General features: G+C 71.9%; 23 protein-coding genes. 15 read left to right on the top strand and 8 right to left on the bottom strand.

The features are described 5' to 3' along the window. Positions 1-165 precede the first annotated feature (165 nt). Positions 166-1,116 (top strand): acyl-CoA desaturase, encoded by a 951-nt coding sequence (locus tag BTM25_RS01960; protein ID WP_103561041.1) that lies wholly within the window; start codon positions 166-168, stop codon positions 1,114-1,116. Positions 1,117-1,123: 7 nt separating this feature from the next. Here the strand turns inward: BTM25_RS01960 and BTM25_RS01955 are convergent, their stop codons facing one another. Then, complete coding sequence (locus tag BTM25_RS01955; protein WP_103561040.1) at positions 1,124-1,675, bottom strand: YceI family protein; 552 nt, start codon at positions 1,673-1,675, stop codon at positions 1,124-1,126. A gap of 128 nt (positions 1,676-1,803) precedes the next feature. Between BTM25_RS01955 and BTM25_RS01950 the strand changes: the two genes are divergently transcribed. Both BTM25_RS01950 and BTM25_RS01945 read left to right on the top strand, forming a co-directional pair. Next, complete coding sequence (locus BTM25_RS01950; protein WP_103561039.1) at positions 1,804-2,436, top strand: TetR/AcrR family transcriptional regulator; 633 nt, start codon at positions 1,804-1,806, stop codon at positions 2,434-2,436. A 33-nt stretch (positions 2,437-2,469) separates the two neighbouring features. Beyond that, entirely contained in the window at positions 2,470-3,237 is a 768-nt protein-coding gene (locus BTM25_RS01945) for a group II truncated hemoglobin (protein WP_103561038.1), read from the top strand. 4 nt (positions 3,238-3,241) lie between these two features. On the opposite strand, the gene BTM25_RS01940 is transcribed toward BTM25_RS01945, so the two are convergent. Then, the gene (locus BTM25_RS01940; protein ID WP_103561037.1) at positions 3,242-4,426 is read right to left on the bottom strand and encodes a lipid-transfer protein; all 1,185 of its coding nucleotides are present in this window, start codon (positions 4,424-4,426) and stop codon (positions 3,242-3,244) included. A 154-nt stretch (positions 4,427-4,580) separates the two neighbouring features. Between BTM25_RS01940 and BTM25_RS01935 the strand changes: the two genes are divergently transcribed. From BTM25_RS01935 to BTM25_RS01920, 4 genes are all read left to right on the top strand, one after another. Further along, positions 4,581-5,429: a MaoC/PaaZ C-terminal domain-containing protein gene (locus BTM25_RS01935; RefSeq protein ID WP_103561036.1), complete on the top strand. Its 849-nt coding sequence runs from the start codon at positions 4,581-4,583 to the stop codon at positions 5,427-5,429. A 440-nt stretch (positions 5,430-5,869) separates the two neighbouring features. Then, the gene (locus BTM25_RS01930) at positions 5,870-6,715 is read left to right on the top strand and encodes a peptidoglycan-binding domain-containing protein (RefSeq protein ID WP_103561035.1); all 846 of its coding nucleotides are present in this window, start codon (positions 5,870-5,872) and stop codon (positions 6,713-6,715) included. Between the two features lie 35 nt (positions 6,716-6,750). Further along, entirely contained in the window at positions 6,751-7,638 is an 888-nt protein-coding gene (locus BTM25_RS01925; RefSeq protein ID WP_103561034.1) for a peptidase inhibitor family I36 protein, read from the top strand. Between the two features lie 29 nt (positions 7,639-7,667). Further along, the gene (locus BTM25_RS01920; protein ID WP_103561033.1) at positions 7,668-8,600 is read left to right on the top strand and encodes a SpoIID/LytB domain-containing protein; all 933 of its coding nucleotides are present in this window, start codon (positions 7,668-7,670) and stop codon (positions 8,598-8,600) included. A gap of 41 nt (positions 8,601-8,641) precedes the next feature. Here BTM25_RS01920 and BTM25_RS01915 read toward each other — a convergent pair whose 3' ends face one another. Further along, positions 8,642-9,460, bottom strand: coding sequence for an NBR1-Ig-like domain-containing protein (locus BTM25_RS01915; RefSeq protein ID WP_168211968.1), 819 nt, complete (start codon positions 9,458-9,460; stop codon positions 8,642-8,644). Between the two features lie 234 nt (positions 9,461-9,694). On the opposite strand from BTM25_RS01915, the gene BTM25_RS01910 reads away from it, so the two are divergent. Continuing rightward, positions 9,695-11,986, top strand: a complete 2,292-nt coding sequence (locus BTM25_RS01910; protein WP_103561031.1) for a sodium-translocating pyrophosphatase — start codon at positions 9,695-9,697, stop codon at positions 11,984-11,986. Between the two features lie 200 nt (positions 11,987-12,186). Further along, positions 12,187-12,648, top strand: coding sequence for a SixA phosphatase family protein (locus BTM25_RS01905; protein ID WP_205647936.1), 462 nt, complete (start codon positions 12,187-12,189; stop codon positions 12,646-12,648). A gap of 5 nt (positions 12,649-12,653) precedes the next feature. Here BTM25_RS01905 and BTM25_RS01900 read toward each other — a convergent pair whose 3' ends face one another. From BTM25_RS01900 to BTM25_RS01885, 4 genes are all read right to left on the bottom strand, one after another. Next, positions 12,654-14,861, bottom strand: a complete 2,208-nt coding sequence (locus BTM25_RS01900; protein WP_146058922.1) for an FUSC family protein — start codon at positions 14,859-14,861, stop codon at positions 12,654-12,656. 52 nt (positions 14,862-14,913) lie between these two features. Beyond that, on the bottom strand, positions 14,914-16,131 hold the full coding sequence (gene serB / locus BTM25_RS01895) for a phosphoserine phosphatase SerB (protein ID WP_103562687.1): 1,218 nt from the start codon (positions 16,129-16,131) through the stop codon (positions 14,914-14,916). Between the two features lie 64 nt (positions 16,132-16,195). Then, positions 16,196-17,215, bottom strand: coding sequence for an S-adenosylmethionine:tRNA ribosyltransferase-isomerase (locus BTM25_RS01890; RefSeq protein WP_103561029.1), 1,020 nt, complete (start codon positions 17,213-17,215; stop codon positions 16,196-16,198). Positions 17,216-17,282: 67 nt separating this feature from the next. Then, positions 17,283-17,957, bottom strand: coding sequence for an SDR family NAD(P)-dependent oxidoreductase (locus tag BTM25_RS01885; RefSeq protein WP_103561028.1), 675 nt, complete (start codon positions 17,955-17,957; stop codon positions 17,283-17,285). Between the two features lie 150 nt (positions 17,958-18,107). On the opposite strand from BTM25_RS01885, the gene BTM25_RS01880 reads away from it, so the two are divergent. The 5 genes from BTM25_RS01880 (at position 18,108) to BTM25_RS01860 (ending at position 22,277) form a co-directional block, all read left to right on the top strand. Beyond that, positions 18,108-19,241 (top strand): GAF domain-containing sensor histidine kinase, encoded by a 1,134-nt coding sequence (locus tag BTM25_RS01880; RefSeq protein ID WP_103561027.1) that lies wholly within the window; start codon positions 18,108-18,110, stop codon positions 19,239-19,241. 17 nt (positions 19,242-19,258) lie between these two features. Then, positions 19,259-19,888 (top strand): response regulator, encoded by a 630-nt coding sequence (locus BTM25_RS01875; protein WP_103561026.1) that lies wholly within the window; start codon positions 19,259-19,261, stop codon positions 19,886-19,888. A gap of 39 nt (positions 19,889-19,927) precedes the next feature. Beyond that, a complete protein-coding gene (locus tag BTM25_RS01870) occupies positions 19,928-20,713 on the top strand; it encodes a PP2C family protein-serine/threonine phosphatase (protein ID WP_235828052.1) in 786 nt (261 codons plus the stop codon). Between the two features lie 340 nt (positions 20,714-21,053). Beyond that, a complete protein-coding gene (locus tag BTM25_RS01865) occupies positions 21,054-21,485 on the top strand; it encodes a DUF2752 domain-containing protein (RefSeq protein ID WP_235828050.1) in 432 nt (143 codons plus the stop codon). Positions 21,486-21,581: 96 nt separating this feature from the next. Next, positions 21,582-22,277, top strand: coding sequence for an RDD family protein (locus BTM25_RS01860; protein ID WP_103561025.1), 696 nt, complete (start codon positions 21,582-21,584; stop codon positions 22,275-22,277). A gap of 49 nt (positions 22,278-22,326) precedes the next feature. Here BTM25_RS01860 and BTM25_RS01855 read toward each other — a convergent pair whose 3' ends face one another. After that, positions 22,327-23,079: a hypothetical protein gene (locus tag BTM25_RS01855; protein WP_103561024.1), complete on the bottom strand. Its 753-nt coding sequence runs from the start codon at positions 23,077-23,079 to the stop codon at positions 22,327-22,329. Between the two features lie 177 nt (positions 23,080-23,256). Between BTM25_RS01855 and BTM25_RS01850 the strand changes: the two genes are divergently transcribed. After that, on the top strand, positions 23,257-24,045 hold the full coding sequence (locus tag BTM25_RS01850) for an ABC transporter ATP-binding protein (RefSeq protein WP_103561023.1): 789 nt from the start codon (positions 23,257-23,259) through the stop codon (positions 24,043-24,045). Positions 24,046-24,052: the final 7 nt, after the last annotated feature.

The following is a 24,052-nucleotide window of genomic DNA, read 5'->3' as shown; positions in this document are numbered from 1 at the left end:
GACCATCGGTATGCGGGAGCGGACCCACCGTATACCGATTTGCTACGCCACGTAGGGATGTCGACGCAAAGGGTAATGGTTAAGTAGCTTGCCGGTTACTACCTTGTTGCACAGAGTGGTCGTTCTATGGAGGGACCCGCCTGTTCCGAGCTGAAGGAGGGCGGTATGCCCGACCCATTACTCCGGGAGACGGTCCCGGTCGCGGGCGGACGCCGGGGCGTCTACCTCGTCGTGCTCGTCCTGCTCCCGTTCGCCGCCCTCGGCTCCGCCGTCGCCGTCGCGTGGGAGGACGGCGTCGGGCCGCGCGACCTGGCGATCACGGGCGCCCTCTACGTGGTCAACATCTTCGGGATCAGCGTCGGCTACCACCGGCTGCTCACCCACCGCGCGTTCCGCTGCCGCCGGTTCCTGCGCGTCGGGCTGGCGGTGGCGGGCGGGCTGGCGCTCGAGGGCCCGGTGTCGCTGTGGGCGGCCGAGCACCGCCGTCACCACAAGTACGCGGACCGTCCGGGCGACCCGCACTCGCCCTGGGCCTACGGGGACTCGGGGTTCGCGCTGGTCCGGGGCCTGCTGCACGCGCAGATCGGCTGGTTCTCCTCGGCCCGGCGGCGATCGCTGCGCGAGCACTGGGTGCCGGACCTGCTCGCCGACCCCGACATCCGGCGCCTCGACCGCGCGTATCCGGCGGTGGTCGTCCTGTCGTTCGCGCTGCCCGCCGCCGCCGGGGGCCTGCTGTCGATGTCGTGGACGGGCGCGCTGACGGCCCTGTTCTGGGGCGGGCTCGTTCGGTACGCCGTCGTCCACCACGTGACGTGGTCGGTCAATTCGGTGGCGCACATGTTCGGGGGGCAGGAGTTCACGACGCGCGATCGGTCCACGAACGTCCGGTGGGTGGCGATGCTGACCCTCGGCGAGGGGTGGCACAACTGGCACCACGCGGAACCGACGTCCGCGCGTCACGGCGTCCTGAAAGGGCAGCACGACGCGAGCGCGTGGCTGATCCGCCGGTTCGAGCGGCTGGGCTGGGCGTACGACGTCCGCTGGCCGGACCCCGAGCGCGTCGCCGCCCGCCGGACGCACCGCGAGGCCGCCCTGACGGACGGCCTCGCGAAGTGACGTGCGGTCAGGCGCGGACGGCCTGAATTTCGAGCTGAATCGCGACCTTGTCGCCGAGCAGCGCCTTGTCGCCGCCGAGCGGGACGTTGAACTCGATGCCCCAGTCCTTGCGGTTGATCTCGGCGGTGGCGGTGAAGCCGGCGCGGAAGCCGCCCCACGGGTCGTCGCCGACGCCGTTGAACTCGACCGCCAGGCTGACCGGACGGCTGACGCCGCGGATCGTGAGGTCGCCGTCCAGGTAGTGGTCGCCGCCCTCGGAGCGGACGCCCGTGGACACGAACGTCATCGTCGGGTGGTTGTCGACGTCGAGCACGTCGGCCGTCCGGACGTGCTTGTCGCGGTCGGCGTTGCGCGTGTCGATCGACGCCATCTGGATCTCGACGGTGGCGGTGGAGTCGGCCAGCTCGTCGGCGATCTGGAAGGCGCCGGAGAACTCGGTGAAGCTGCCCCGCACCTTGGTCATGAGGTGCCGGATCGCGAACGTGACCTCGGAGTGCGACGGGTCGATGTTCCAGGTGCCGGCGGTCAGGCCCGGAGCGACGGCGGCGGTGGTGCCCATGGGGTTCTCCTTATGTTTCAACGTTCAACGATGAACGCTGCGAGGTTAGTTGATTTTTCAAGAACGTGTCAATCGGTGGGGTTGTTCCCGGCGCGGCGTCCGGTTCGTTCCTGGATAGGCTGCGGGGCATGCCGACGCCGACCCGTCCGCGCCGCACGCAGGAGGAGCGGACCGCCGCGACCCGCCGCGCCCTGCTGGACGCCACGATCGACTGCCTGGTCGAGCACGGCTACCACGGAACCACGACGACACGGGTAGTAGAGCGCGCCGGGGTGTCCAGAGGGGCACAGGTGCACCACTTCCCGACGAAGAACGCGCTGGTCCTCGCCGCCGTCGAACACCTGGCCCGCCGCCGCGCCGCCCAGTTCCTGACCCACGACCTCGGCTGCCTCGGGTCCGCCGACGACCGCGTCGGACGGGCCCTGGACCTGGTCTGGGAGGTCTACCAGGGGCCGTTGTTCGACGCGTCGATGGAGCTGTGGGTGGCGTCCCGCACCGACCCCGACCTGCGCGCCCACGTGGCGCGCCTGGAACGTGACGTCACGGCCGGGATCCTGGAGATCGGCCGGGCGCTCCTCGGCGACCGCGTCGAGGACCCCGAGATCCGCAACGACCTCTACCTGGTGCTGGAGACGGTCCGGGGCCTGCGGATGCACCAGTTCGTCCAGCCGACGTCCCCCGACCGCGTCGCCGCCCGCTGGGCCGGCACCCGCGAGCGCCTGCGCGTGATCGTGAACCGCTGGAACCTGGAGGTAGGGTAGCGATTACTTGATTACATGATTACGGGGGCGCGCATGATCGTGGAGTACATCCGCTACCGGGTGCCCGCCGAGCAGGCCGGCGCGTTCGAGGCCGCCTACGCGCGGGCCGCCGTGCCGCTCGCCGCCGCGCCGCAGTGCGTGGACTACGAACTCTCCCGCTGTGTGGACGAACCCGGCGTCTACGTCCTGCGCATCACGTGGACGTCCGCCGAGGACCACCGCGACGGCTTCCGCCGCGGCGAGCACTTCGCCGCCTTCTTCGCCGAGATCAAGCCGTACGTCGAGCGGATCGAGGAGATGCGCCACTACGAGCGCACCGCCGTGGCGGGCTCCGGCTCGTCCGTCCCGACGCTCTACGCGTGGGCGGGCGGCGCCGAGGCCCTGGAACGCCTGACCGACGCCTTCTACGCCAAAGTCCTGGCCGACGACCTCGTCGGCCCGTTGTTCGCGCACATGGACGCCGGTCACCCCCGGTACGTCGCGCTGTGGCTCGGCGAGGTCTTCGGCGGGCCGTCCGCCTACAGCGAGACGCGCGGCGGATACCGCCACATGCTCGCCCAGCACCTCGGCAAGGCGATCACCGAACCGCAGCACCGCCGCTGGGCCGCGCTGCTGATGGACGCCGCCGACGACGTCGGACTCCCCGACGACCCGGAGTTCCGCGCCGCCTTCGCGAGCTACATCGAGTGGGGCACGCGGCTGGCGCTCGGCAACTCCCAGCCCGGCGCGCAGCCGCCGCCGTCGGCGCCGATGCCGCACTGGGGCTGGGGCGTCGCGCCGCCGTACGTCCCCGGGACGTGAGCGGTCAGCGCCGGTAGAGCGTGACGACGGCGGCGCCGCCGAGGCCGATGTTGTGCTGGAGGGCGCCGGTGACGCCGTCCACCTGCCGGGCGTCGGCCGTCCCGCGAAGCTGCCACGTCAGCTCGGCGCACTGCACGAGGCCCGTCGCGCCCAGCGGATGCCCCTTGGAGATCAGCCCGCCGGACGGGTTGACGACCCAGCGCCCGCCGTAGGTGTTGTCGCCCGCGTCCACGAGCGCGCCGCCCTCGCCCTCGGCGGCCAGGCCCAGCGCCTCATAGGTGATCAGCTCGTTGGTGGAGAAGCAGTCGTGCAACTCCACGACCTGGACGTCGCCGACGCCCATCCGCGCTTCCTCGCACGCCCGCTCGGCCGCGAGCCGGCTCATCGTCGCGCCGATGATCGTGATGGCGCTCTTGGACGTGAACGTGTCGGCGGTGTCGGTCACCATCGCCTGGCCCGCGATCTCGACGGCGCGGTCCCACAGGTCGTGCTCGTCCACGAAGCGCTCACTGGCGATCACGGCCGCGCCCGACCCGTCCGACGTGGGCGAGCACTGGAGCTTGGTGAGCGGTTCATAGACCGTCCGGGACGCGAGGATTTCTTCGAGGCTGTACTCGTCCTGGAACTGCGCATACGGATTGTTCACCGAATGCCTGTGGTTCTTGCGCCCGATTTTCGCGAACTGCTCGGCCGTCGTCCCGTACTTGGACATGTGCTCGCGCCCGGCCGCGCCGAACATGTACGGAGCGATGGGCTCCCCGGCCCACTCGAAGAGCGGGAAAAGCTCCTTGAGGTGGTTGAGCATGGGCTGCTCGCGATCCTCAAAGGTAGAGCCCAAGGACCCTTTCTGCATCTTCTCGAACCCGAGCGCCAGAACACAGTCCGCGACACCGGCCTTAACGGCCTGCCGGGCAAGGAAAAGCGCGGTGGAACCGGTGGAACAGTTGTTGTTGACATTGATCACGGGAATCCCGGTGATCCCGAGTTCGTAGACGGCCCGCTGCCCCGACGTCGACTCGCCGTAGACGTACCCGACGTAGGCCTGCTGGATCTGGTCATAGGAGACCCCGGCGTCCGCGAGCGCCTTACTCCCGGACTCCCGCGCCATGTCGGGATAGTCCCACTCCCGGCTGCCGGGCTTCTCGAACTTGGTCATGCCCACGCCGACGACGAACGTCCGGTTGCTCATCCACGCCCTCCCTCATCCGCCCGCGACGCTAGCCCGCCCCCAAGAAACAGTCAAGCCTGTATGTTTCCACTGGTCCGCGGGCATGCCGGCCGGGGTGTGGTGACAAAAACCGGCAGGGCTGTATGTTTCTGGGAGAGTCCTCCGGAGGTGCGCCATGTCCGAGCCGCAGATGAACACCGGACGCCTCGGCGTCTGGAGCGACCCGTTCGAGTTCAAGGTCGAGCGGGATCGCGCCGTCGCCTACGCCGAGGCGACCAACGATCCGAACCCGCGCTACCTGGACGGGACGATGGCGCCGCCGGTGTTCGCCATCGTCCCGGTGTTCGACGGCATGATCGCGCCGCTGTTCGAGGTCGTCCCCGACAGCCTGATCCCGTTCGTCGTCCACGGCGAGCAGGACATGGTGTTCCACCGGCCGATCGAGCCCGGCATGACGCTGGTGTCGCGGGCGAAGGTGACGGGGTTCGCGTCCAAGTCGTCCGGCACGACGGTCGCGGTGAAGCTGGAGAGCCGCACCGACGGCGGCGACCTCGTCAACGAGCAGTGGATGGTCTCGTTCTTCCGCGGCTTCCAGGCGGGCGAGACGGTCGGCGAACTGGCGCCCGCCCACCGCTTCCCCGAGGACCTGCGCGCCGCCGCGCCGCTCGCCGAGGTCGTCCAGCATGTGGACGACGACCAGACGTTCCGCTACGCCGAGGCGTCCGGCGACCCCATGCCCATCCACCTGGACGACGAGTTCGCCCGCTCCGCCGGCCTGCCCGGCATCATCGCCCACGGCCTGTGCACGATGGCGTTCACGTCCCGCGCGGTGATCGAGTCGGCGGCCGACGGCGACCCGTCCCGCCTGCGCCGCCTCGCCGTCCGCTTCTCCCGCCCCGTCCTCCCCGGCCAGGATGTCACCACCCGCATCTGGCGCCGGGACACCACCACCCTCGCCTTCGAATCCACCTCCACCACCGGCGACGTCGTCATCAAGGACGGCCTGGCCGAACTCACCCCCTGATCCCCCGCGCAGGGCGCGGCAGGCCCACCCCGCCGCGCCCATCCGTCACGTCCGAGTGAGGACGTCGACGACAGCCGCCGCGTCACCGTCGAAGTAGTGGGTCGGCTGTTCGGAGTGCGTTTTCTGGCTCATCCTCGGTTCCCGGTGAAGGACGGCTCGGTGGTCGGCACCGTCCAGCCTTCGGCGGGGAAGCCGGGTGCGCGGGTGGGTGGGGACGACCGGGGGGTCGACGCCTTGTCAGGGCTGTCTCGGGTGTCGTGGCGAGGGCTGCGTCAGATGGCTCTGACCTGCGTCAACGCTGTCAGATTACGGGGACATCTGTCCGAAAGAGTCCGTCGGACAAGCTGACAACACGATCTTGTTGTGCGTTCACCGATCGCTCCGTGAAAGTGGGTTTTGCTGCGGGCAACGGCCGTGGCGATCCGCGCTCGGGAGGATTGATGAAGGTTCGCGTTTTCGGGGCTGCGCTTGCTGCGGTTGGTCTGGTGCCTTGTCTGGTCGGTGGTTCTGGGGCTTCGGCGGCTCAGGTCGCCGGGGTTCGGGCTTTGCCGGCGGTGGACATGGAGGCGACGGTCAAGGCGGCGCAGATTGATCCGCGGCGGGCGGACGACACGCTCACGCCGGGGGCCAAGGCCAGTGTGCTTCTTGTTGAGCGGGCGCTGGCTTCTCGGCGGTTGCTCGACGCGAAGTGGGTGGACGGGTATTTCGGTACCACCACGGTCGCCGCTTATGCGAAGTATCAGAGGTCGCTCGGGCTTTCGGGGCTTGCCGCCAATGGGCTGCCCGGGAAAGCGTCGCTTGGTCGGCTCGGGAGTGGGCGGTTCACGGTCGCGCACGTCATCGAGCCGGGACGGCGGGTTTCCGTGGACGGGTTCGTCGTCAACGCCCGGACGCGGAGCATGCTGGCCGAGGCGGAGCGGCTGGCCGGGCGGAATCTTGTTCTTGATCAGGGGTCTTACAACCCCGGTGGGGATCCCACTTCTGCGGGCACCCATGACGGCGGCGGTGTCATCGACGTCTCGGTCAAGGGGATGAGCGCCGCCATCCGCACCTCGGTCGCCCGTGTGCTGCGGCGGGTCGGGTTCGCCGCCTGGGTGCGTTCGCCTCAGCAGGGCGACTGGCCCTGGCATATCCATGCCGCCGCCATTAACGACACTGATCTTTCGCCGCAGGCTCAGCACCAGATCGGCGACTACTACCTCGGGCTCAACGGGCTCGCTAATCGGCGTCCGGACGACGGGCCGAAGGTGCCCATCGTGACGTGGGAGGAATACCGGCGTCGCTGAGCCGTCCAAAAAGACAACACCAAAAGGAGAACGGCATGAAGACGCTCAACAAGGTCGCCGCCGTGGCGACCGCCGCGTTCGCGCTCGGCGGGACGGTCGTCGCCTTCGCGTCGCCCGCCTCGGCGGCGGGGCGCAACGGTGTGTGTGACAGCGGCGAGTTCTGCTACTACTACAACAGCGACAACAAGGGGTCGGTGTCGGACTTCACCGGGTCCGTCGCCGACTACGGGGCTTCGCAGCCTTCCTGCTATGACTTCAAGGGCGCGGGTGCCGGTAAGGGCATCTGCGTGAAGAACCACGCCGCGTCGGTGTGGAACCGCAGTAGCAAGACCGTCCGGGTCTACTACAACAGCAACTACGGCGGCACGTACCAGGACTTCAAGGCCGGCGCCAAGGGGAACCTGAAGGCCGGGCTCAAGAACCAGAACGCCTCGCACCAGTTCGCCCCGGCGTCGCGCACGAACATGTCGTACGCGCTCTACAAGACCAGCGGCGGACACATCAGCTGCGGCTTCGACGGCTACTCCAGCACTCCCGGACGGCACGAGGGCATCGACATCGCCCGCCGCGTCGGCTCGAACGTGTACGCGCTGGTCAGCGGCCAGGTCATCTATGTCGCGCGCGGGCGCACCGGCAGCGGCGGGCTGTCCACGATCGCCGTCTACAACGCCTCGCTGAAGAAGACGGTGATCTACCTGCACTCCGCTCCGCTGTCCTCGCTGCGGACGGGTCAGAACATCGCGCGCGGCCAGCTCATCGCGCAGGAGTCGTGGCGCGGCGTCTCCAGCAGCGGCGCGGGCCACACGCACGTGGAAATGCGGATCGGACGGCAGACGCACGCGGCCAAGAGCGTCGGCGACCCGCATCTGGACAACCCGAACCCGACGTCGTTCTGGCAGTCCCAGGGCTACAACGTCCGCTGACGCGTCGCGGCCTGGAGAAAAGGACACCTGTGTCGAGAATTCGGCGGATCAGCGCGGTGACCGTCGCGGCGGCGCTCGGCGGGACGGCGTTCGTCGCCGCGTCGTCGCCCGCCCTGGCGGCGGGCCGCAACGGCGTGTGCGACAGCGGTGAGTTCTGTTACTACTACAACAGCGACAACAAGGGGTCGCTGTCGGACTTCACCGGGTCGGTCGCCGACTACGGCGCTTCGCAGCCCTCGTGTTACGACTTCAAAAGCGCGGGAGCCGGCAAGGGCGTCTGCGTGAAGAACCACGCCGCGTCGGTGTGGAACCGTACCGGTAAGACGGCGCGGGTCTACTTCAACAGCAATTACGGCGGCCGGTACCAGGATTTCAAGGCCGGAACCAAGGGCAACCTGAACTCGGGCCTGAAGAACCAGAACGCCTCGCACCAGCTCCTGAGTTCTACGCCGCCGAGCCAGTGCAAGACCGACGGCACGAACAGCAAGCTGCCCACGACCATCCTCGTGTACCGGGTGTCCGCCGGACGCGTGGACCGGGTGGACTTCAAGACCTACGTCAAGAACGTCCTGCCCAACGAATGGAAGGCGGGCTGGCCGCAGGAGTCGCTGAAGGCCGGGGCGATGGCCGTCAAGAGCTACGCCTGGTACTGGGCGCTGCACTCCACGCGCAGAACGTCGTGGAACCAGTGCTTCGACGTCTTCGACACCACGTCGAGCCAGGTCTACAAGCCCGGCTCCGCGCAGCAGCGGACGAGCGCCGCCGTGGACGCGACCTGGCGCACTCGGATGACCCGGGACGGGAAGATCCTCCACGCCCAGTACTGCTCGACCACGACGGCGTGCGGCGCGTGGACCGACGGGAACTGGATGTCGCAGTACGGCTCGCGTGACAAGGCCAACGCGGGCTGGACGTACGCGCGGATCCTCAAGGCTTACTACCGAGGAATCGCTCTGTCGTAACGAACGGTTCCCCGCCGTCTCCCGGACGGCGGGGAATCACGTCACCGGACGACGAGCTGGAAAGTCACCGGACGGCTCCCCGGGAACGCCACCTTCCCCGACGCGTCCACCATCTTGAACCGGACGTAGCAGAGCCCCGGCTTCCTCGGCGTGAGGACGTCGGTGCGGATGTCGACCATCTTTCCGGGCGCGGTGTCCTTCACCGGCACGTCGGAAATGGTCTGGCACTGGTCGGCCCGCTGCGGGACGCCGAGGCGCCGCAGCGAATAGTTCCGCCACGGAACGGTCCCGGAGTTCTTGAACCGCCACACCTTGATCAGGCTCCGGCCGCCGGGGACGGGCGTGCAGTCGGGCAGCGTGATGTCGGCGATGAACGTCGCCGCGTCGCCCCGGTGCGTCGGCGGGGCCAGGGGCGGGCTGGACGCGTGCACCGGGCAGTCGGCCGCCGACAGCGCCGCCTGCGACGGGTCGGCCGACGGCCCGCGCCCGGACCCGGCACCCCGGCTCAGGACGGCCGCGCCGAGGACCACCGCGCCCACGGCGCCCGCCGCGAGCGCGACCGTGACGGCGCGCGGCGGACGCGAACGTCCCGGCGCGGGGCCGCCCACCGCGATCTCGGCGGGCGGCTCGGGTGCGGTAACCGGGGTTTCGTCGTCCGATTGCGGCGCGGCGGAGGGAACGGTCTGAAGGCCCGCCGCGCGGACCGTGCGGTTCGCCGCCTCCCAGCGTTCGCGGTATTCGGCCGGGTCCGCGCCGCACGCCTTGACGAACTCGACGGTCGTCCCCCAGCTCGGGAGCCGGTTGCCCTTGGTCGCCTCGTGCAGCGTCGTGTGGGAGATCGCCCCGGAACGTCCGGACATCTCGCGAAAAGACGGGTTGCCGACCGAGGCACGGAGATCGCTCAAGGCTGCCGCGAAGTCACCGATCGTCTCCGCGCGTGCACGCATGTCGCCCACCGGACGAAGTTAACAGCAACCCGCGCGGACGAGGAACGCCTCCCGCGAGGTGTGTGTTCTGTGTCACGTTTAGTGGGTATAAGGGATGAATCACCCCTCGTGTGGTGCGGCGTCACCACCCCCCGTCGAGGAGGACGGATGTCCGAATCCTCCCTATCTGCCGACAACCTCGAACTCCACGGCGCCGACCTGGCACTGGTCGTCATCGTCGCCGGAGTCGCCCTGCTCGCCCTCGCCGTCGCCGCCGTCCTCGTCCGCGAGGTCCTCGCGGCCGGCCAGGGGACCGAGAAGATGCGCGAGATAGCGAGAGCCGTCCAGGAGGGCGCGCTCGCCTACCTCCAGCGCCAGTTCCGCACGGTCGCCGTGTTCGTCGTGCTCATCCCGTTCGCGCTGCTCCTGCTCCCGGCCGACGGCACGGGCGAACGGATCGGACGGTCCGTCTTCTTCGTCGTCGGCGCCCTGTTCTCGGCCGCCACCGGCTTCCTCGGCATGTGGCTCGCCGTGCGCGGCAACGTCAGGGTCGCGGCGGCGGCGCGCGATGAGCAGCAAGGGGAGCGCGCCGCACTCCGCATCGCGTTCCGCACCGGCGGCGTCGCCGGGATGTGCACGGTCGGGCTCGGGCTGTTCGGCGCGGCCGTCGTCGTCCTCGCCTACCGGGGCGACGCCCCGAAGGTCCTGGAGGGCTTCGGGTTCGGCGCAGCGCTGCTCGCCATGTTCATGCGGGTCGGCGGCGGCATCTTCACCAAGGCCGCCGACGTCGGCGCGGACCTGGTCGGCAAGGTCGAGCAGGGCATCCCCGAGGACGATCCGCGCAACGCCGCCACCATCGCCGACAACGTGGGCGACAACGTCGGCGACTGCGCGGGCATGGCCGCCGACTTGTTCGAGTCGTACGCGGTGATGCTCGTCGCCGCGCTGATCCTCGGTGTCGCGGCGTTCGGTACGCAGGGACTCGTTTTCCCGCTGCTCGTACCGATGATCGGTGTCGTGACGGCCGTGATCGGCATCCTCGCCGTCGCCCCCCGCGCCAAGGACCGGACGGGCATGACGGCCATCAACCGCGGCTTCTTCGTATCCGCGATCGTCTCAGCGGTCCTCGTGGCGGTGGCCGCGTTCGCCTACCTGCCGTCGTCGTTCGCGGAGCTCAAAGGCGTGACCGACCCGCACGTCCGCGCCCTGGACCACGACCCCCGCTGGATCGCGCTCGGCGCCGTGCTCATCGGGATCGTCCTCGCGAGCGTCATCCAGCTCCTCACCGGCTACTTCACCGAGACGAGCCGCAAACCCGTCAAAGAGGTCGCGAACAGCTCCCGCACCGGCCCGGCGACGGTCGTCCTGGCCGGGATCTCGCTCGGTCTGGAGTCCGCCGTCTACACCGCGCTGGTGATCGGCGCGGCCGTCTACGGGGCGTTCCTGCTGGGCTTCGGGAACACGACGGTGGCGCTGTTCGCCGTCGCGATGGCCGGGACGGGCCTGCTCACCACCGTCGGCGTGATCGTGTCGATGGACGCGTTCGGTCCCGTGTCCGACAACGCGCAGGGCATCGCGGAGATGTCCGGCGACGTCACCGGCGAGGCGGCGGCGGTGCTCGAACGCCTCGACGCCGTCGGCAACACGACCAAGGCGATCACCAAGGGCATCGCGATCGCCACGGCCGTCCTCGCCGCGACCGCGCTGTTCGGATCGTTCCGCACGACGGTCGTGGACGCCCTCGGCGGCGCGAGCACCGACGCCAAGGACGCGCTCGGCCCGTTCGCGTCGTTCAGCCTGTCCATCGACAGCCCGAACGTCCTGGTCGGCCTCATCGTGGGCGGGGCCGTGGTGTTCCTGTTCGCGGGCCTCGCCATCGCGGCGGTCGGACGGGCCGCCGGACGCGTCGTCGTCGAGGTCCGCGAGCAGTTCCGCACCAAGCCCGGCATCATGGACGGCACCGAGAAGCCCGACTACGACCGCGTCGTGGACATCTGCACCCGCGACGCCCAGCGCGAACTCGCCACCCCCGGCCTGCTCGCGATCCTCACCCCGATCGCGGTCGGGTTCGCCCTCGGCTACGCGCCGCTCGGCGCGTTCCTCGGCGGCGCGATCGGCGTCGGCGTGCTCATGGCCGTGTTCCTCGCCAACTCCGGCGGGGCCTGGGACAACGCCAAGAAGCTGGTCGAGCAGGGCGCGCACGGCGGCAAGGGCGGCGACGCGCACGCCGCGACCGTCATCGGCGACACGGTCGGCGACCCGTTCAAGGACACGGCCGGCCCGGCGATCAACCCGCTGATCAAGGTGATGAACCTGGTCGCGCTGCTGATCGCGGACGCCGTCGTCACCCATGCCGGGAACCCGTGGCTGCGGACCGGGATCGCGGTGGCGGCGCTCGCGGTGGTGGTCGCGGCGGTTGTCGTCTCCAAGCGGCGCGCGGACCCGATCGCGGCCGGCTGAGCGGCGCGTGCCCCGCCCGGATCCCGCCCCCGGGCGGGGCACGCGCGGGCCGCCCGTACGCTGGGGGCACCCCAGCGGAGGAGGCGCCCGGTGAGCGGCGGAAAGTCCACGATGTCCGGCCCCAAGGGCTTCACGATCGCCCTGGTCGGGATGCTCGGCATCATTCTCGTGCTGTTCGGGCTCGCGGCCCTGGTGGCGCCGTGACGTCCACCCTGCTCGTCCTGCGGCACGCCAAGGCCGTGGACGGCGGGGACATGCCCGACGCGGCCCGGCCGCTGGCCCCGCGCGGACGCGCCGACGCGGCGGCGGCCGGCGACTGGCTGCGCGCGAACGGGCTCGTCCCGGGCGCCGCGCTGTGCTCCACGGCCGTCCGCACCCGCGAGACGCTGGACGCGCTGGCGATCGACACGGCCGTCGACTACGAGCCGCTGATCTACGACAACGACGCGTCCGTCCTGGCCCGGCTGGTCCGCGAGGCCGACGCGCCGGAGACGCTGCTGCTCGTGGGGCACAACCCGTCCGTGCAGCAGCTCGTGTTCGACCTGGCGGGCGAAGGCCCGTCCACCTACCCGACCTGCACGCTCGCCGTGATCACGTTCGGCACCGGCTGGCCGGACGCGTGGCCCGGCACCGGCACGCTGAAGACCGTCCGGACGGCCTAGAACGCTCAGGACGTCCGCAGCGCCGCGCCGATCAGCTCGGTCGCGTCGTCGCGCAGCTCCCGCAGGGCGTGCCGCGTGCCCGACACCTGGACGAGCGCGTGCTGGAGCGGCGTCAGCTCGTCGCGCGGCGTGCCGCCCTCGACCTCGGCGCGGCGGCGGCGGGCGAGGCCGGACAGGTGGTCGTCCAGGTCGGCGAACTCCTCGTCCAGCCGGACTTTGGGCGAGACGTTCACGTTGTCGTGCTCGTCCAGGATCGACGCGGCCTCGTCCAGCTCGTCGGCGAGCCGGTCCAGGATCTCCGGGATCGGCCCGGAATCGACGCTCTCCTCCCGTGACATCCGGCCGACCGCGATGAGGTGGTCGCGGATCCGGTAGGCGGTCCGCGCGACGCCGCGCAGCTCCTCGACCAGCTCGGTGTCGGGCACCCGCTCGTCGTCCAGCCGCCGCCGCGTGTCCGCGACGGACTCGATGGCCTTCTCCGCCGCGCGCAATGTGTCGGACGCGACCGATCCCGCGCCGTCGCGCACCACCGCAGACGTCGCCCGGACGAGATCGGCCTGCGTGCTCAGCACTTTCGCCACCTGGACGGGCATCCGCTCGTTGAACCCCGGCGGCCACAGCAGCCGGACGGCGAGGAACACGAGCACGCACCCGCCGAGCGTCAGCGTGATCCGCTCGGCGGCGACCGTCCAGTCCGACGGGGTCGAGAAGCTGAGCAGCATCATCGCCAGCGGCGTCCCGAACAGGCCCCAGAACGTGAAGTTCACGCGGCGCAGGCTGAACCCGACGGCCGCGAACGCGAACACGACGAACGCCGCGCCGAGCTGGTCGGGCGCGACGGCGAGGAGCACGGCCGCGATCGCCGAGCCGGCGACCGAGCCGCCGACGCGCTGGAGCAGGTTCGTGACCGTCTCGCCGTAGGTGGTGCGGACGCCGTTCATGACCGTCAGCGTCAGCCACTGCCCGTGCTTGAGGTGCAGCGCGGCCGTCAGCGCCATCGCGACGGCCACCGCGACGGCGACCCGCGTCATCTGCCGGAAGCCCGGCGAGCGGGTGCGCAGCGCGCTGCCCGCGCGGTCCAGGACGGCGGCGGGGGAGATCAGCGGGAGCCGGGGCGGGCCGACGCCGACGCGGACGCCGCCCGCCGTGATCCGCCGCGCCGACTCGACGTTCCCGATGATCCGGTCGACCGAGCCGCGGATCTGGGAGACGAGCGCGGCGGCGACCATGTCCTCGTCGCCGGCGAGGCTCGCGCGGCGGATCTCGTCCGTCCGCCGGACGAGCCGCCGCACCGCCGGGGAGCCCTCCGCGCCGAGCGGGAACTCCCCGCCGGACCGGACGGCCCCGCCGATCAGCCGCAGCCGCGCGGCGAGCGCGAGGATCGCGACGCGCGCCTCCAGCTCCCAGTCGCGTCCGGGCGGACGGCGTTCGGCGGCGTCGATGAGCGTCCGCAGCGCGACGGTCTCGTGCATGATGCGGCCGAGCGCGTCCACCAGCCGTTCCGGACGGGACGGCCCGTCGCCGATCGCGTAGTGCCCGAGCGTCGTGCGGGCGTTGCCGAGCGCTTCGCGGGCGGTGCGGCGGCGGTCGTCCCACGCCTTGGCGCGGGCGACGTCGGCGAGGTCGGACCGGACGGCGTCCAGCGCCCGCGTGTCGTGGTCCCCGATGTCGGCCGCGACGGTGTCCAGCGCGGCGGCGACGGCCTCGGCCGCCGCGCCGAGCGCCGTCCGCAGCGGTTTCAGCCGCCGCGCGGGCCACGGCGAGAGCAGCAGCAGCGCCACCCACACGCCGCCGATCAGCTCCACGACCCCGTTCAGCACGATGTGCGTGCCGGGCGGACGGACGGCCGTGAGCAGCACCGTCAGCGCCGCCGTCTCCCCGATCCACCGGACGGTGCTGCCGAGCGCCACGACCACCGGCACGACCGCCGCCGCCACCCACGGATGCCCGGCGAGGTTCCCGCCGACCGTCGCGCCGACCGCGACGATCAGCGCCGCGCCGAACAGGTTCTTGGCCTGCTTGCCGTAGGGGCCCTCGGGGCCGCGCAGCGCCACCAGGTAGGCGCCCTGGGCGAGGACGGAGCCGAGCGCGGCCCGTCCGGTCAGCGCGCCCGCGACCAGCGGCGCCGCCATCGCGAACGCGACGGTCGGCCCGTAGAAGAACGCCGCGCCGCCCTCGAAGCGCGCGTACGCCTCCCGCACACGCTGGAGCACGCTCGGTTCACCCCCGGTCCGGGACGTACCCGGAAACCGGCGGAACGATCTTTCAGTGGCCCGCGGGACGCGCCGCGTCGTCGGCGGCGTCGGCCGCCTCGACCTCTTCGCGGGAGATGCCGAGCAGGAACAGGATCGTGTCGAGGTAGGGCACGTTGACGGCCGTGTCGGCGGCCCGCCGGACGACCGGCTTGGCGTTGTAGGCGATGCCGAGCCCGGCCGCCTGGAGCATGTCGAGGTCGTTGGCGCCGTCCCCGATCGCGACGGTCTGGGCGATCGGCACGCCTGCGTCGCGCGCGAACCGTTCCAGCGCCGCCGCCTTGCCCGCCCGGTCGATCACGGGGCCGACGACGCGGCCGGTGAGCTTCCCGTTCTCGATCTCCAGCGTGTTGGCGGCCGAGTAGTCGATGCCGAGATCGTCCACGAGCGCGTCGGTGACCTGGGTGAACCCGCCGCTGACGATCGCGAACTCGTAGTCGAGGCGCTTCAGCGTCCGGACGAGCGTCCGCGCGCCCGCCGCGAGCTGGATCTTGTCGCGGACCTCGTCGATCGCGGCGGCGTCCAGCCCGGCCAGCAGCGCGACGCGCTCGCGCAGGGAGCCCTCGAAGTCCAGCTCGCCGCGCATCGCGGCCTCGGTGACCTTGGCGACCTCGGGCAGGCAGCCCGCGTGCTCGGCCAGCAGCTCGATGACCTCGCCCTGGATGAGGGTCGAGTCGACGTCCATGACGATCAGCCGCTTGGCGCGCCGGAACAGCCCGCCGTGCTGGACGGCGACGTCGACCCGCTGCTCCACGGCCTCCTGCGCCAGCTCGGCGCGCAGCCGGTCCGGGTCGGCGCCCGAGACGTGCATCTCGATGCAGGTCACCGGATAGTGCGCGAGCCGGTCGATGCGGTCGATGTTGGCGCCGCTGGCGGCGATGCGTCCCGCGATGCCCGCCATCGCGGCGGGCTTCAGCGGGGCGCCGAGGACGGTCACGTGCAGCCGGCCGCGTCCGCGCGGGAAGCCCTTGTCGCGCCCGGTGGACACCTCGACCTCCATGTCGAGGTCGGACGCCACGCGCTCGGCGGCGTTCCAGACCCGTCCGATGTCGGTCCCGCGGGCGTAGGAGACCAGCACGCCGAGGACGAGACGGCCGCGGATGACGACCTGTTCCACGTCCACGACCGTGATCGGGAAGTCGGCGAGGGTGGCGAAGAGGCGCGACGTCACTCCGGGGCGGTCGCGGCCGGTGAGCGTGATCAGCAGCGTGCGCCGCTCTGATGCGTTCATGGCGATCTCCACGTTACCGGCCGCGGGGGACCGTCCGCGCAGCGTGTCCACCATGCGGACGCCCTCAGGGCAGGAGCAGATTCGCGTCCCCGAACTCGTGGAACAGGTAACGCTCGGTGAGCGCCGCGTCGTAGACCCTGTCCAGCAGGGCGTCTCCGGCGATGGCGCGCAGCATCCGCAGGTGCGACGAGCGGGGTTCGTGGAGCCCGGTGAGCAGGCCGTCCACGATGCGGACACCGGAATCGGGCGTGACGAGATGCCTGGTCCACCCGGAACGGGCGCGCACGTGCCCGTCGGTCCCGGCCGTCTCCAGGGCGCGGACGACCGTCGTCCCGACCGCGATGACCCGTCCGCCCCGCGCCCGGACGTGCTCGACCAGCGCGGCCGTCGCCGCCGGGACCTCGTACGGCTCGGCGTAGGGCGGCTCGTGCGCCTCGGGGGACGCGACCCCGGTGTGCAGGGTCAGCGGTGCGATGAGCACGCCGCGTGACACCAGCCGGGTGACGATCTCGGGCGTGAACGCGCGGGCCGCGCTCGGCATCTCGGCGCTGCCCGCGCCCCGGTCCAGGGCGAACGCGGTCTGGTAGGCGCTGATGGGCCACTCGCCGTCCACGTACGGGTAGGCGATCGGTACGCCGTGGCGTCGCAGGTAGGGGATGACGTCGGTGGTCAGGCGCGCCTCCCAGAGCCGTGGGGTGCGTCGTCTCAGCAGGGTGAGCGTCGCGCCGCCGGGCATCGGGATCCACTCGCCGGGGGTGCCGCCCCCGTACGGGACGCTGGACGTGCCGCGCTGGCAGCGCAGCTCCACCAGCCACGCTCCGTCACCGTCATCGGGTGCCGGGGTCGAGAAGTGGACCGTCAGGCGGTCGAGCCGGACGGCCGCCGGAAGCGTGGGTGAGACATTCACCACAAGGAGGTCGGAGGGCCGGAGCAGGTCCGGCAGATCGGTGAACGCGTGGTGGGTCACCGCCCGTCCGGAACGCCGTCCGACGAGCAGCCGGACGCCGTCGCGTCCCACGCCGCGCGCCTCGGGCGGTTCGTGCGCCTCCAGGGCGCCGGGCAGGGCGAAGGTGTCGGTCGTCATGAGGTCTCCAGTCGTCGCGCCGCGATCACCGCGGCGCCGGTTGCAGGGGAAGCCGACCGTCGCCGGGTCACGGTCTCGCCCGCAGGTCGGCGGCGCTGTACCGGCCGCTCGGCAGCCGCCCGGCGACCAGCCGCAGCAGGGCCGCCGCCGCGTGGCCGGGGGACGGCGCGGCGTCCGCGTCCTCGCCCGCCGCGCGCAGCATCGCCGTGTTCATCTCGCCCGGGTCGGCCCACCACACGCGCAGGCCGGGCTCCTCGACCGCGAGCACGGCCGAGAGCTGGTCGAGCGCCGCCTTCGTCGCGCCGTAGCCGCCCCAGCCCGGATACGCCGCGCCCGCCGCGTCCGAGGTGATGTTCAGGACGGCCCCCGACCGCGTGCGCAGCGCGGGCAGCACCGCCTGGACGAGCGCGAGCGGCGCCAGCACGTTCGTCGCGAACGCGTCCGCGAGGTCGTCCACCGGCTGGTCGGCGAGCGCGGGGAGCGGGACGGTCCCGAGCGTGCCCGCGTTGTTGACGAGCAGGTCGAGCCCGCCCGCCACCGCCGCCGCCAGCTCCGCGCGGTGCCCGGCGGACGCGACGTCGCCCGCGATCGCCTCGGCGCCCAGCTCGGCCGCCGCCGTCTCCAGGGCGTCCGCGCCGCGCGCGTCCAGCACCAGCCGCCAGCCGTCGCGCGCCAGTTCCTGCGCCAGCGCCAGGCCGAGTCCGCGCGAGGCGCCCGTGATGAGTGCGGTCCGTTGTGTCATGTCCTCGACGCTAGAAATCCGTGACCGTTTCCCGCATCGGCCGTCCGAGCCCCGTCTCGTCTGCCCTTGGTCGTAGGACCTGCGGACCACCCGGCGCCGGACACCGCGCAGCGAGTACGGTCGTTACCGAGGGGCATGGAGGGGGGCGTGATGGCCGAGCGGGACGCGAACGCGACGCTGCACGCCGTCAGTTCCGCCGTCCTCGCGGTGACGAGCCACCTCTCGGTGCACGAGGTGCTCCAGGTGATCGTCCGGGCCGCCGCGCGGCTGCTGGACGCCCGCTACGCCGCGCTCGGCGTGCCCGACGACGAGGGCTCGTTCGCCGAGTTCGTCGTCGCGGGGATCAGCGCCGAGCAGTGGGAGGCGATCGGCCCGCTGCCGCGCCAGCACGGGATGCTCGCCGCGATGCTCCGGGACGAGACCCCGCGCCGCCTCACCGACATCCGCGCCGCGCCCGAGTTCGAGGGCTGGCCGGTGGCGCATCCCGTCCTGAAGGACTTCCTCGGCGTCCGCATCACCGACGGCGCGGACGTCCTCGGCATCATCTTCCTGGCGAACAAGACCGGCGGCGGCGGGTTCACCGCGGCCGACGAGGAACTGCTCACGCTGTTCGCCGCCCACGCCGCCATCGCGATGTCGAACGCGCGGCTGTACGAGCGCAACCGCGAGCTGACCGTCGTCGCCGAGCGCAACCGGCTGGCGCGCGAACTGCACGACGCCGTCGCGCAGAAGCTGTTCTCGCTCCGGCTGACCGCCCGCGCCGCCGCGGCCCTCGCCCCCCGCGACCCGGCCCGGTCGGCGGCCGAGCTGGCGCGGGTGGAGGAACTGGCGGGCGAGGCGCTGGCGGAGCTGCGCGCGGTGATCTTCGAGCTGCGGCCCGCCGACCTCGCGGACGGGCTCGTCCCGTCGCTGCGCAAGCACGTGGACGTCCTGGACCGGGTCAGCGACGCGTCCGTCCGGTACGCGGGCGCCACGGCCGTCGCGCTGACCGAGGAGCGCGAGACGGTCGTGTTCCGGATCGTCCAGGAGGCGCTCTACAACGCGCTGCGGCACGCGGGCCCGGAGACGGTCGAGGTCCGGCTGGACGCGACCGGCGGCGTCCTGAACCTGGAGGTCGCCGACGACGGGACGGGCTTCGACCCCGCCACCGAGACCGGCGGCAAGAACGGCGGCGGCCTCGGCCTCGCGTCGATGACCGAACGCGCCGCGTCGGTCGGCGGCGCGCTGAGGATCGACGCGACGCCGGGGAAGGGCACGGTCGTCCGGCTGGAGGTGCCGCTGTGAGTTCGGCCGACCCCGTTGTGATCCGCGTGCTGATCGCCGATGATCATCCTGTGGTGCGCCAGGGACTGCGGACGTTCCTCGGCGTCCAGGAGGACATCGAGGTCGTCGGCGAGGCCGCGGACGGCGTGTCGGCGGTGACGCTGGCCGAATCCCTGAAGCCCGATATCGTGCTGCTGGACCTCAAGATGCCGGGCGCCGACGGACTCGCCGCGCTGACGGAGCTGCGGGCTCGGGGGGTTCGGGCACGGGTGCTCGTCCTCACGAGCGTGACGGAGCGAGGGCACGTGCTGCCCGCCGTACGGGCGGGTGCCGCCGGGTACCTCTACAAGGACGTCGACCCGATGGCGCTCGTCCAGGCGATCCGGGCCGTCCACGACGGGCACGTCCTGTTCGCGCCCGACGCCGCCGAGGCGATGCTCGGCGGCGGGCCGGACGACGACCGCGGCCTGGCCGCGCTGACCGAACGGGAGCGGGAGGTGCTCGTGTGCATTGCGCAGGGCGGGTCCAACCGGGAGATCGCACGCACGCTCGTGGTCTCGGAGAAGACGGTCAAGACCCACGTCAGTAATCTGCTCATGAAATTGGGAGTGCAGGATCGGACGCAGGCGGCTTTGTACGCGGTCCGTCATGGGCTCGCCGGCGACTGATACAACAACTTCCCTGACAGGATCGTCATCGAAATCGGTATGAACGTAGCAATCAGATACGCAGCAGGCAGCGACATCGGCTGCAGCCGGGAGAACAACGAGGACTCCGGCTATGCCGGCGCGCGGTTGATCGCGGTCGCCGACGGCATGGGCGGGTACGCGGGCGGCGAGGTGGCCAGTTCCACCGTCATCGGTTCGCTGCGCTCGCTCGACACCGACGCCCCGGCGGATGACCTCGTCGGGAGCCTCGGCCGCGCCGTGGCCGAGGCGAACGAGAAGCTGCGCATCGTGCGCGAGGAGCGCCCCGACCTCAGCCGGATGGGCACGACGCTGACCGCGATGCTCTGGGCCGGGACGTCCGTCGCGCTCGCCCACATCGGCGACTCGCGCGGCTACCTCCTGCGCGACGGCGAGCTGTTCCAGATCACGCAGGACCACACGATGGACGAGCTGCTGAAGGCCGAGGCCGAGCAGTCCGGCGGCACGGCCGACCCGGCGGAGACGTCGCGGCTGTCGCACGTCCTGTACCGCGTGCTGGACGGCCGCGACGACCGCGAGCCCGACCTGCGGCTGCGCGAGGCCCGGCTCGGCGACCGGTACCTGCTGTGCTCCGACGGCCTCAGCGGCCCGGTGGACGCCCAGACGATCTACGAAGTGCTGACGGCCGAGGCCGAGCCCGCGGGCGCCGTCCGGCGGCTCATCGAGATCGCCCGCGACAACGGCGGCCCCGACAACATCACCGGCGTGGTCGCCGACGTGGTCGAGGCCGACCACCTCACCGAGCACTCGGGCCCCGCCACCGTCGGCGCCGCAGCGCAGGCCTGAGCCGCCCGCACGAGCGCCCGCACGAACGCGCGTGCGGGCCGTTCCCCCTGTGACGTTCCGCACCGGTCGAGACGCCTCCCGGTGCGGCCCTCCCCGCGCACACCCGGACGCCAACGGGCCTCCGGAGTGACGGCGCCGGGTCCCGGGACGAACGAGAACAGTGGGCGAACATCGCCCACGACCGACGCGTTTGTCCTAGTGTGGTCCCCCGGACGAGGCGGTCTCGGGGGAGATAACAGTCTGATCGCGGATTTTTCCCTGGGGTTGACCTCTGCCGGGACCAAACCGATATACGGGTCACTGGACTCATGTCATCGAGGCGGAGGATGCGTTGGGGGGAGTGCCCGGGGCGACCGTGCGCGCCCGCGCGTCCGGCGGCGGTTTCGGCCGTGTCCTCGACTCCGCGCGGCACGGCCCGAAAGGGACGGCGCTGCGCGTCGCGGTGATGGCGCTCGCCGCCGTCGGCGTGGCATGCGTCCACCGCGTCAACGACCCCGGCGTGCTCTGCCCCCTGCGGGCGATCACGGGGATTCCCTGCCCCCTGTGCGGCGGCACCACGGTGTTCATCGAGCTGGGCTCGGGCCGTCCGGTCCCGGCCCTGCTCGCGAGCCCCGTGGCGTTCGCGGGCGCCGTCGGCCTCGCCGTCGCGCCGCTCGGGGCGGGAGTCCGGTGGTGGGCACTCCGGCCGGGGACCCGCGCGTGGATTCTCGGCGCGGCCCTCGCGGCGTCGGAGCTGTGGCAGCTCGCCCGGCTCGGGCTGCTGCGGATCTGAGGCCGTCGTCGGCGGAAAACCGGCCGGGCTCGCGGAGCCTTTCCGGCTCGGCGAACGTCACACCGACCACAGGGTCGAAACGACTAAGGAGCAAGTGTGGGCAACCCCTACGACCCGTACGGGCAGCAGCAGCCGGGATACGGCCAGCAGCCCCCGGCCCAGCCGGGGTACGGGCAGCAGCCCGGGTACGGCCAGCAGCCGCCGCAGCAGCCGGGATACGGCCAGCAGCCGCCCCCGCCCGGGTACGGCCAGCAGCCCCCGCCGCAGCCCGGCTACGGCCAGCCGCCGGCGCCCCAGCCGGGCTACGGGCAGCCGCCCGCGCAGCCGGGCTACGGCCAGGACGTCCATCACCACCACTACGGCTCGACGGGCCAGCTCGCCGAATGGGGCAGCCGGGTCGGCGCGACGTTCATCGACGGTCTCATCGTCGGTGCGCCGGTCGGCATCGTCTACTTCATCGGCAGCCTGCTGACCGCGAGCGGCAGCAGCGGCGCCGCCGTCCTCGGCCTGCTGATCGTCCTGATCGCGTTCGTCGGCTACGCCGCCGGAATGCTCTGGCTGATCTACCAGGAGGGCACGACGGGCCAGACCATCGGCAAGCGCCAGATGGGCATCCGGGTCGTCAGCGCGCAGACCGGCCAGGTGCTCGGCTTCGGCGGCGCGTTCGTCCGGCGGCTCGCGCACATCGCCGACGGCTTCGCCTGCTACGTCGGCTTCCTCTGGCCGCTGTGGGACGACCGCAAGCAGACCTTCGCCGACAAGATCTGCAACACGCTGGTCGTCCGGGCCTGAGAACCGGAAGACGAACGGGGCGTCCGGCCGGGCGCCCCGTTTCGCGTTTCTACGGGACGGGGTCGAAAGCGCTGTTGCACGCCGCCACGAGAGCGCGCCGCACGGCCCCGTCCAGCAGCCGCAAAGCCTGCTCGCGGCGGTGCACCGCGTCGGAGGTGAGCCCGCGCGCCTCCATCCGCCGGGCCAGCGCGACGACCCGGGACAGCCGTCCGGCGAGGGCGGCGACGCGGTGCGCGCGGGCCGGGTAGCCGGGCGCCAGCGGATGGCCCTGCTGCACCGGGTCGCGCAGGTCGGCGAGGGCGTCGGCGACCTGCGGCGGGACGCCGTCGACGTCGTCCACGGCGAGCAGCGCCTCGGTCGCGTCCCGCATCGCGAGCGTGAGGTGCCGGTCGGCCTCGGCGAGGGACGGGACGTCCGGCGGATCGGGCGCGGCGTCGTACGGTTCCCAGCGGACCCCCACGTAGGACGAGCCGCGCCGGTCCTCGGCCGGGACGAGCCCGATGGCGCGTTCCCCGAGCGTCGCGACGACCGCCGCGCCCGCGTCCACGGCCCGCGCGTTGAACGCGGGCGGGCCGGTCAGCCCGAGCGGGTCGCCCGGCGCGGGCAGCGCGAGCCGCAGCCCGGTCAGCCCGCCGACGCGCAGGTCGCCGAGGCCGCGCCGCAGCGGCGCCTCGGCGGGGGCGGTGCCGAGGAGCTGCGGCCCGGAGCCGCGCTCGACGGCGTCCACGGCCTCGTCCAGGCCGACGTTGCCCGTCAGCCAGGCGTTGCCCCACGCGACCAGGGCGATGGCTGCCTCGTTCATGCCGTCCCCAAACAATCCCCTATGGGCATGCGAACCACCATAAGCGTTCGGATCGCCTGACCCACTCGATAGCGTGAGGGGCAAACCGGTCCGCGGGAAGACCTTCCCGCGCGATCGCATAAGTTCACTCCGGGGGTCGATCACTCCTGTGAGGCGAGATTGGGGACTGGGCGCACGATGGCCGGCGAGGTACTGGAACTCAGCGGAGTCGGGGTCAGGCGCGACGGAGCGGATCTCCTGCGCGACGTCTCGTGGTCGGTGGACGAGGGCGAGCGGTGGGTGATCCTCGGCCCGAACGGCGCGGGGAAGACCACACTGCTCCAGGTGGCGGGCTCGCTGCTGTACCCGACCTCGGGCGATGTGGACATCCTGGGCGAGCGGCTGGGCCGGACGGACGTCTTCGAGCTGCGTCCGCGCATCGGGCTGGCGTCGGCGGCGGTGGCCGAGCGCGTGCCGCCGGGCGAGACCGTCCTGGACCTGGTGGTGACGGCGTCGTACGCGATCCTCGGCCGCTGGCGCGAGGAGTACGAGTCGGCCGACCTCGCGCGCGCCACCGCCCTGCTGGACGCCCTCGGCGCCGCCGGCCTGGCCGATCGCCGGTTCGGGACGCTGTCGGAGGGCGAGCGCAAGCGCGTGCAGATCGCGCGGGCGCTCATGCCGGACCCGGAGCTGCTGCTGCTGGACGAGCCCGCCGCGGGCCTGGACCTCGGCGGCCGGGAGGACCTCGTCCGGCGGCTCGGCGTGCTGGCCGACGACCCGTCCGCGCCGACGACCGTGCTCGTCACCCACCATCTTGAAGAAGTGCCCGCCGGGGTCACACATGCCTTGCTTCTCCGTAAGGGCGAGATCCAGGCGCAGGGCAAGGTGGACGAGGTGTTCACCCCCGAGCACCTGTCCGAATGCTTCGGTTTGTCCCTTGTGGTGGAGCGGCACGACGGCCGCTGGGCCGCACGCGCCGCCCGGTGACCTTCTC

The organism is Actinomadura rubteroloni, assembly GCF_002911665.1.
GTDB lineage: Bacteria > Actinomycetota > Actinomycetes > Streptosporangiales > Streptosporangiaceae > Spirillospora > Spirillospora rubteroloni.
Note: the sequence above shows the minus strand (reverse complement) of the source record. Positions and strands in the feature narration are given on the sequence as shown.

What these genes read in the sequence shown, in the direction of transcription:
- BTM25_RS01960 (WP_103561041.1), top strand. Translation starts at nt 166, where the DNA reads ATGCCCGACCCATTACTCCGGGAGACGGTCCCGGTCGCGGGCGGACGC.
- BTM25_RS01955 (WP_103561040.1), bottom strand. Translation starts at nt 1,675, where the DNA reads ATGGGCACCACCGCCGCCGTCGCTCCGGGCCTGACCGCCGGCACCTGG.
- BTM25_RS01950 (WP_103561039.1), top strand. Translation starts at nt 1,804, where the DNA reads ATGCCGACGCCGACCCGTCCGCGCCGCACGCAGGAGGAGCGGACCGCC.
- BTM25_RS01945 (WP_103561038.1), top strand. Translation starts at nt 2,470, where the DNA reads ATGATCGTGGAGTACATCCGCTACCGGGTGCCCGCCGAGCAGGCCGGC.
- BTM25_RS01940 (WP_103561037.1), bottom strand. Translation starts at nt 4,426, where the DNA reads ATGAGCAACCGGACGTTCGTCGTCGGCGTGGGCATGACCAAGTTCGAG.
- BTM25_RS01935 (WP_103561036.1), top strand. Translation starts at nt 4,581, where the DNA reads ATGTCCGAGCCGCAGATGAACACCGGACGCCTCGGCGTCTGGAGCGAC.
- BTM25_RS01930 (WP_103561035.1), top strand. Translation starts at nt 5,870, where the DNA reads ATGAAGGTTCGCGTTTTCGGGGCTGCGCTTGCTGCGGTTGGTCTGGTG.
- BTM25_RS01925 (WP_103561034.1), top strand. Translation starts at nt 6,751, where the DNA reads ATGAAGACGCTCAACAAGGTCGCCGCCGTGGCGACCGCCGCGTTCGCG.
- BTM25_RS01915 (WP_168211968.1), bottom strand. Translation starts at nt 9,460, where the DNA reads ATGTCCGGACGTTCCGGGGCGATCTCCCACACGACGCTGCACGAGGCG.
- BTM25_RS01910 (WP_103561031.1), top strand. Translation starts at nt 9,695, where the DNA reads ATGTCCGAATCCTCCCTATCTGCCGACAACCTCGAACTCCACGGCGCC.
- serB (WP_103562687.1), bottom strand. Translation starts at nt 16,131, where the DNA reads ATGAACGCATCAGAGCGGCGCACGCTGCTGATCACGCTCACCGGCCGC.
- BTM25_RS01890 (WP_103561029.1), bottom strand. Translation starts at nt 17,215, where the DNA reads ATGACGACCGACACCTTCGCCCTGCCCGGCGCCCTGGAGGCGCACGAA.
- BTM25_RS01885 (WP_103561028.1), bottom strand. Translation starts at nt 17,957, where the DNA reads ATGACACAACGGACCGCACTCATCACGGGCGCCTCGCGCGGACTCGGC.
- BTM25_RS01880 (WP_103561027.1), top strand. Translation starts at nt 18,108, where the DNA reads ATGGCCGAGCGGGACGCGAACGCGACGCTGCACGCCGTCAGTTCCGCC.
- BTM25_RS01870 (WP_235828052.1), top strand. Translation starts at nt 19,928, where the DNA reads ATGAACGTAGCAATCAGATACGCAGCAGGCAGCGACATCGGCTGCAGC.
- BTM25_RS01855 (WP_103561024.1), bottom strand. Translation starts at nt 23,079, where the DNA reads ATGAACGAGGCAGCCATCGCCCTGGTCGCGTGGGGCAACGCCTGGCTG.
- BTM25_RS01850 (WP_103561023.1), top strand. Translation starts at nt 23,257, where the DNA reads ATGGCCGGCGAGGTACTGGAACTCAGCGGAGTCGGGGTCAGGCGCGAC.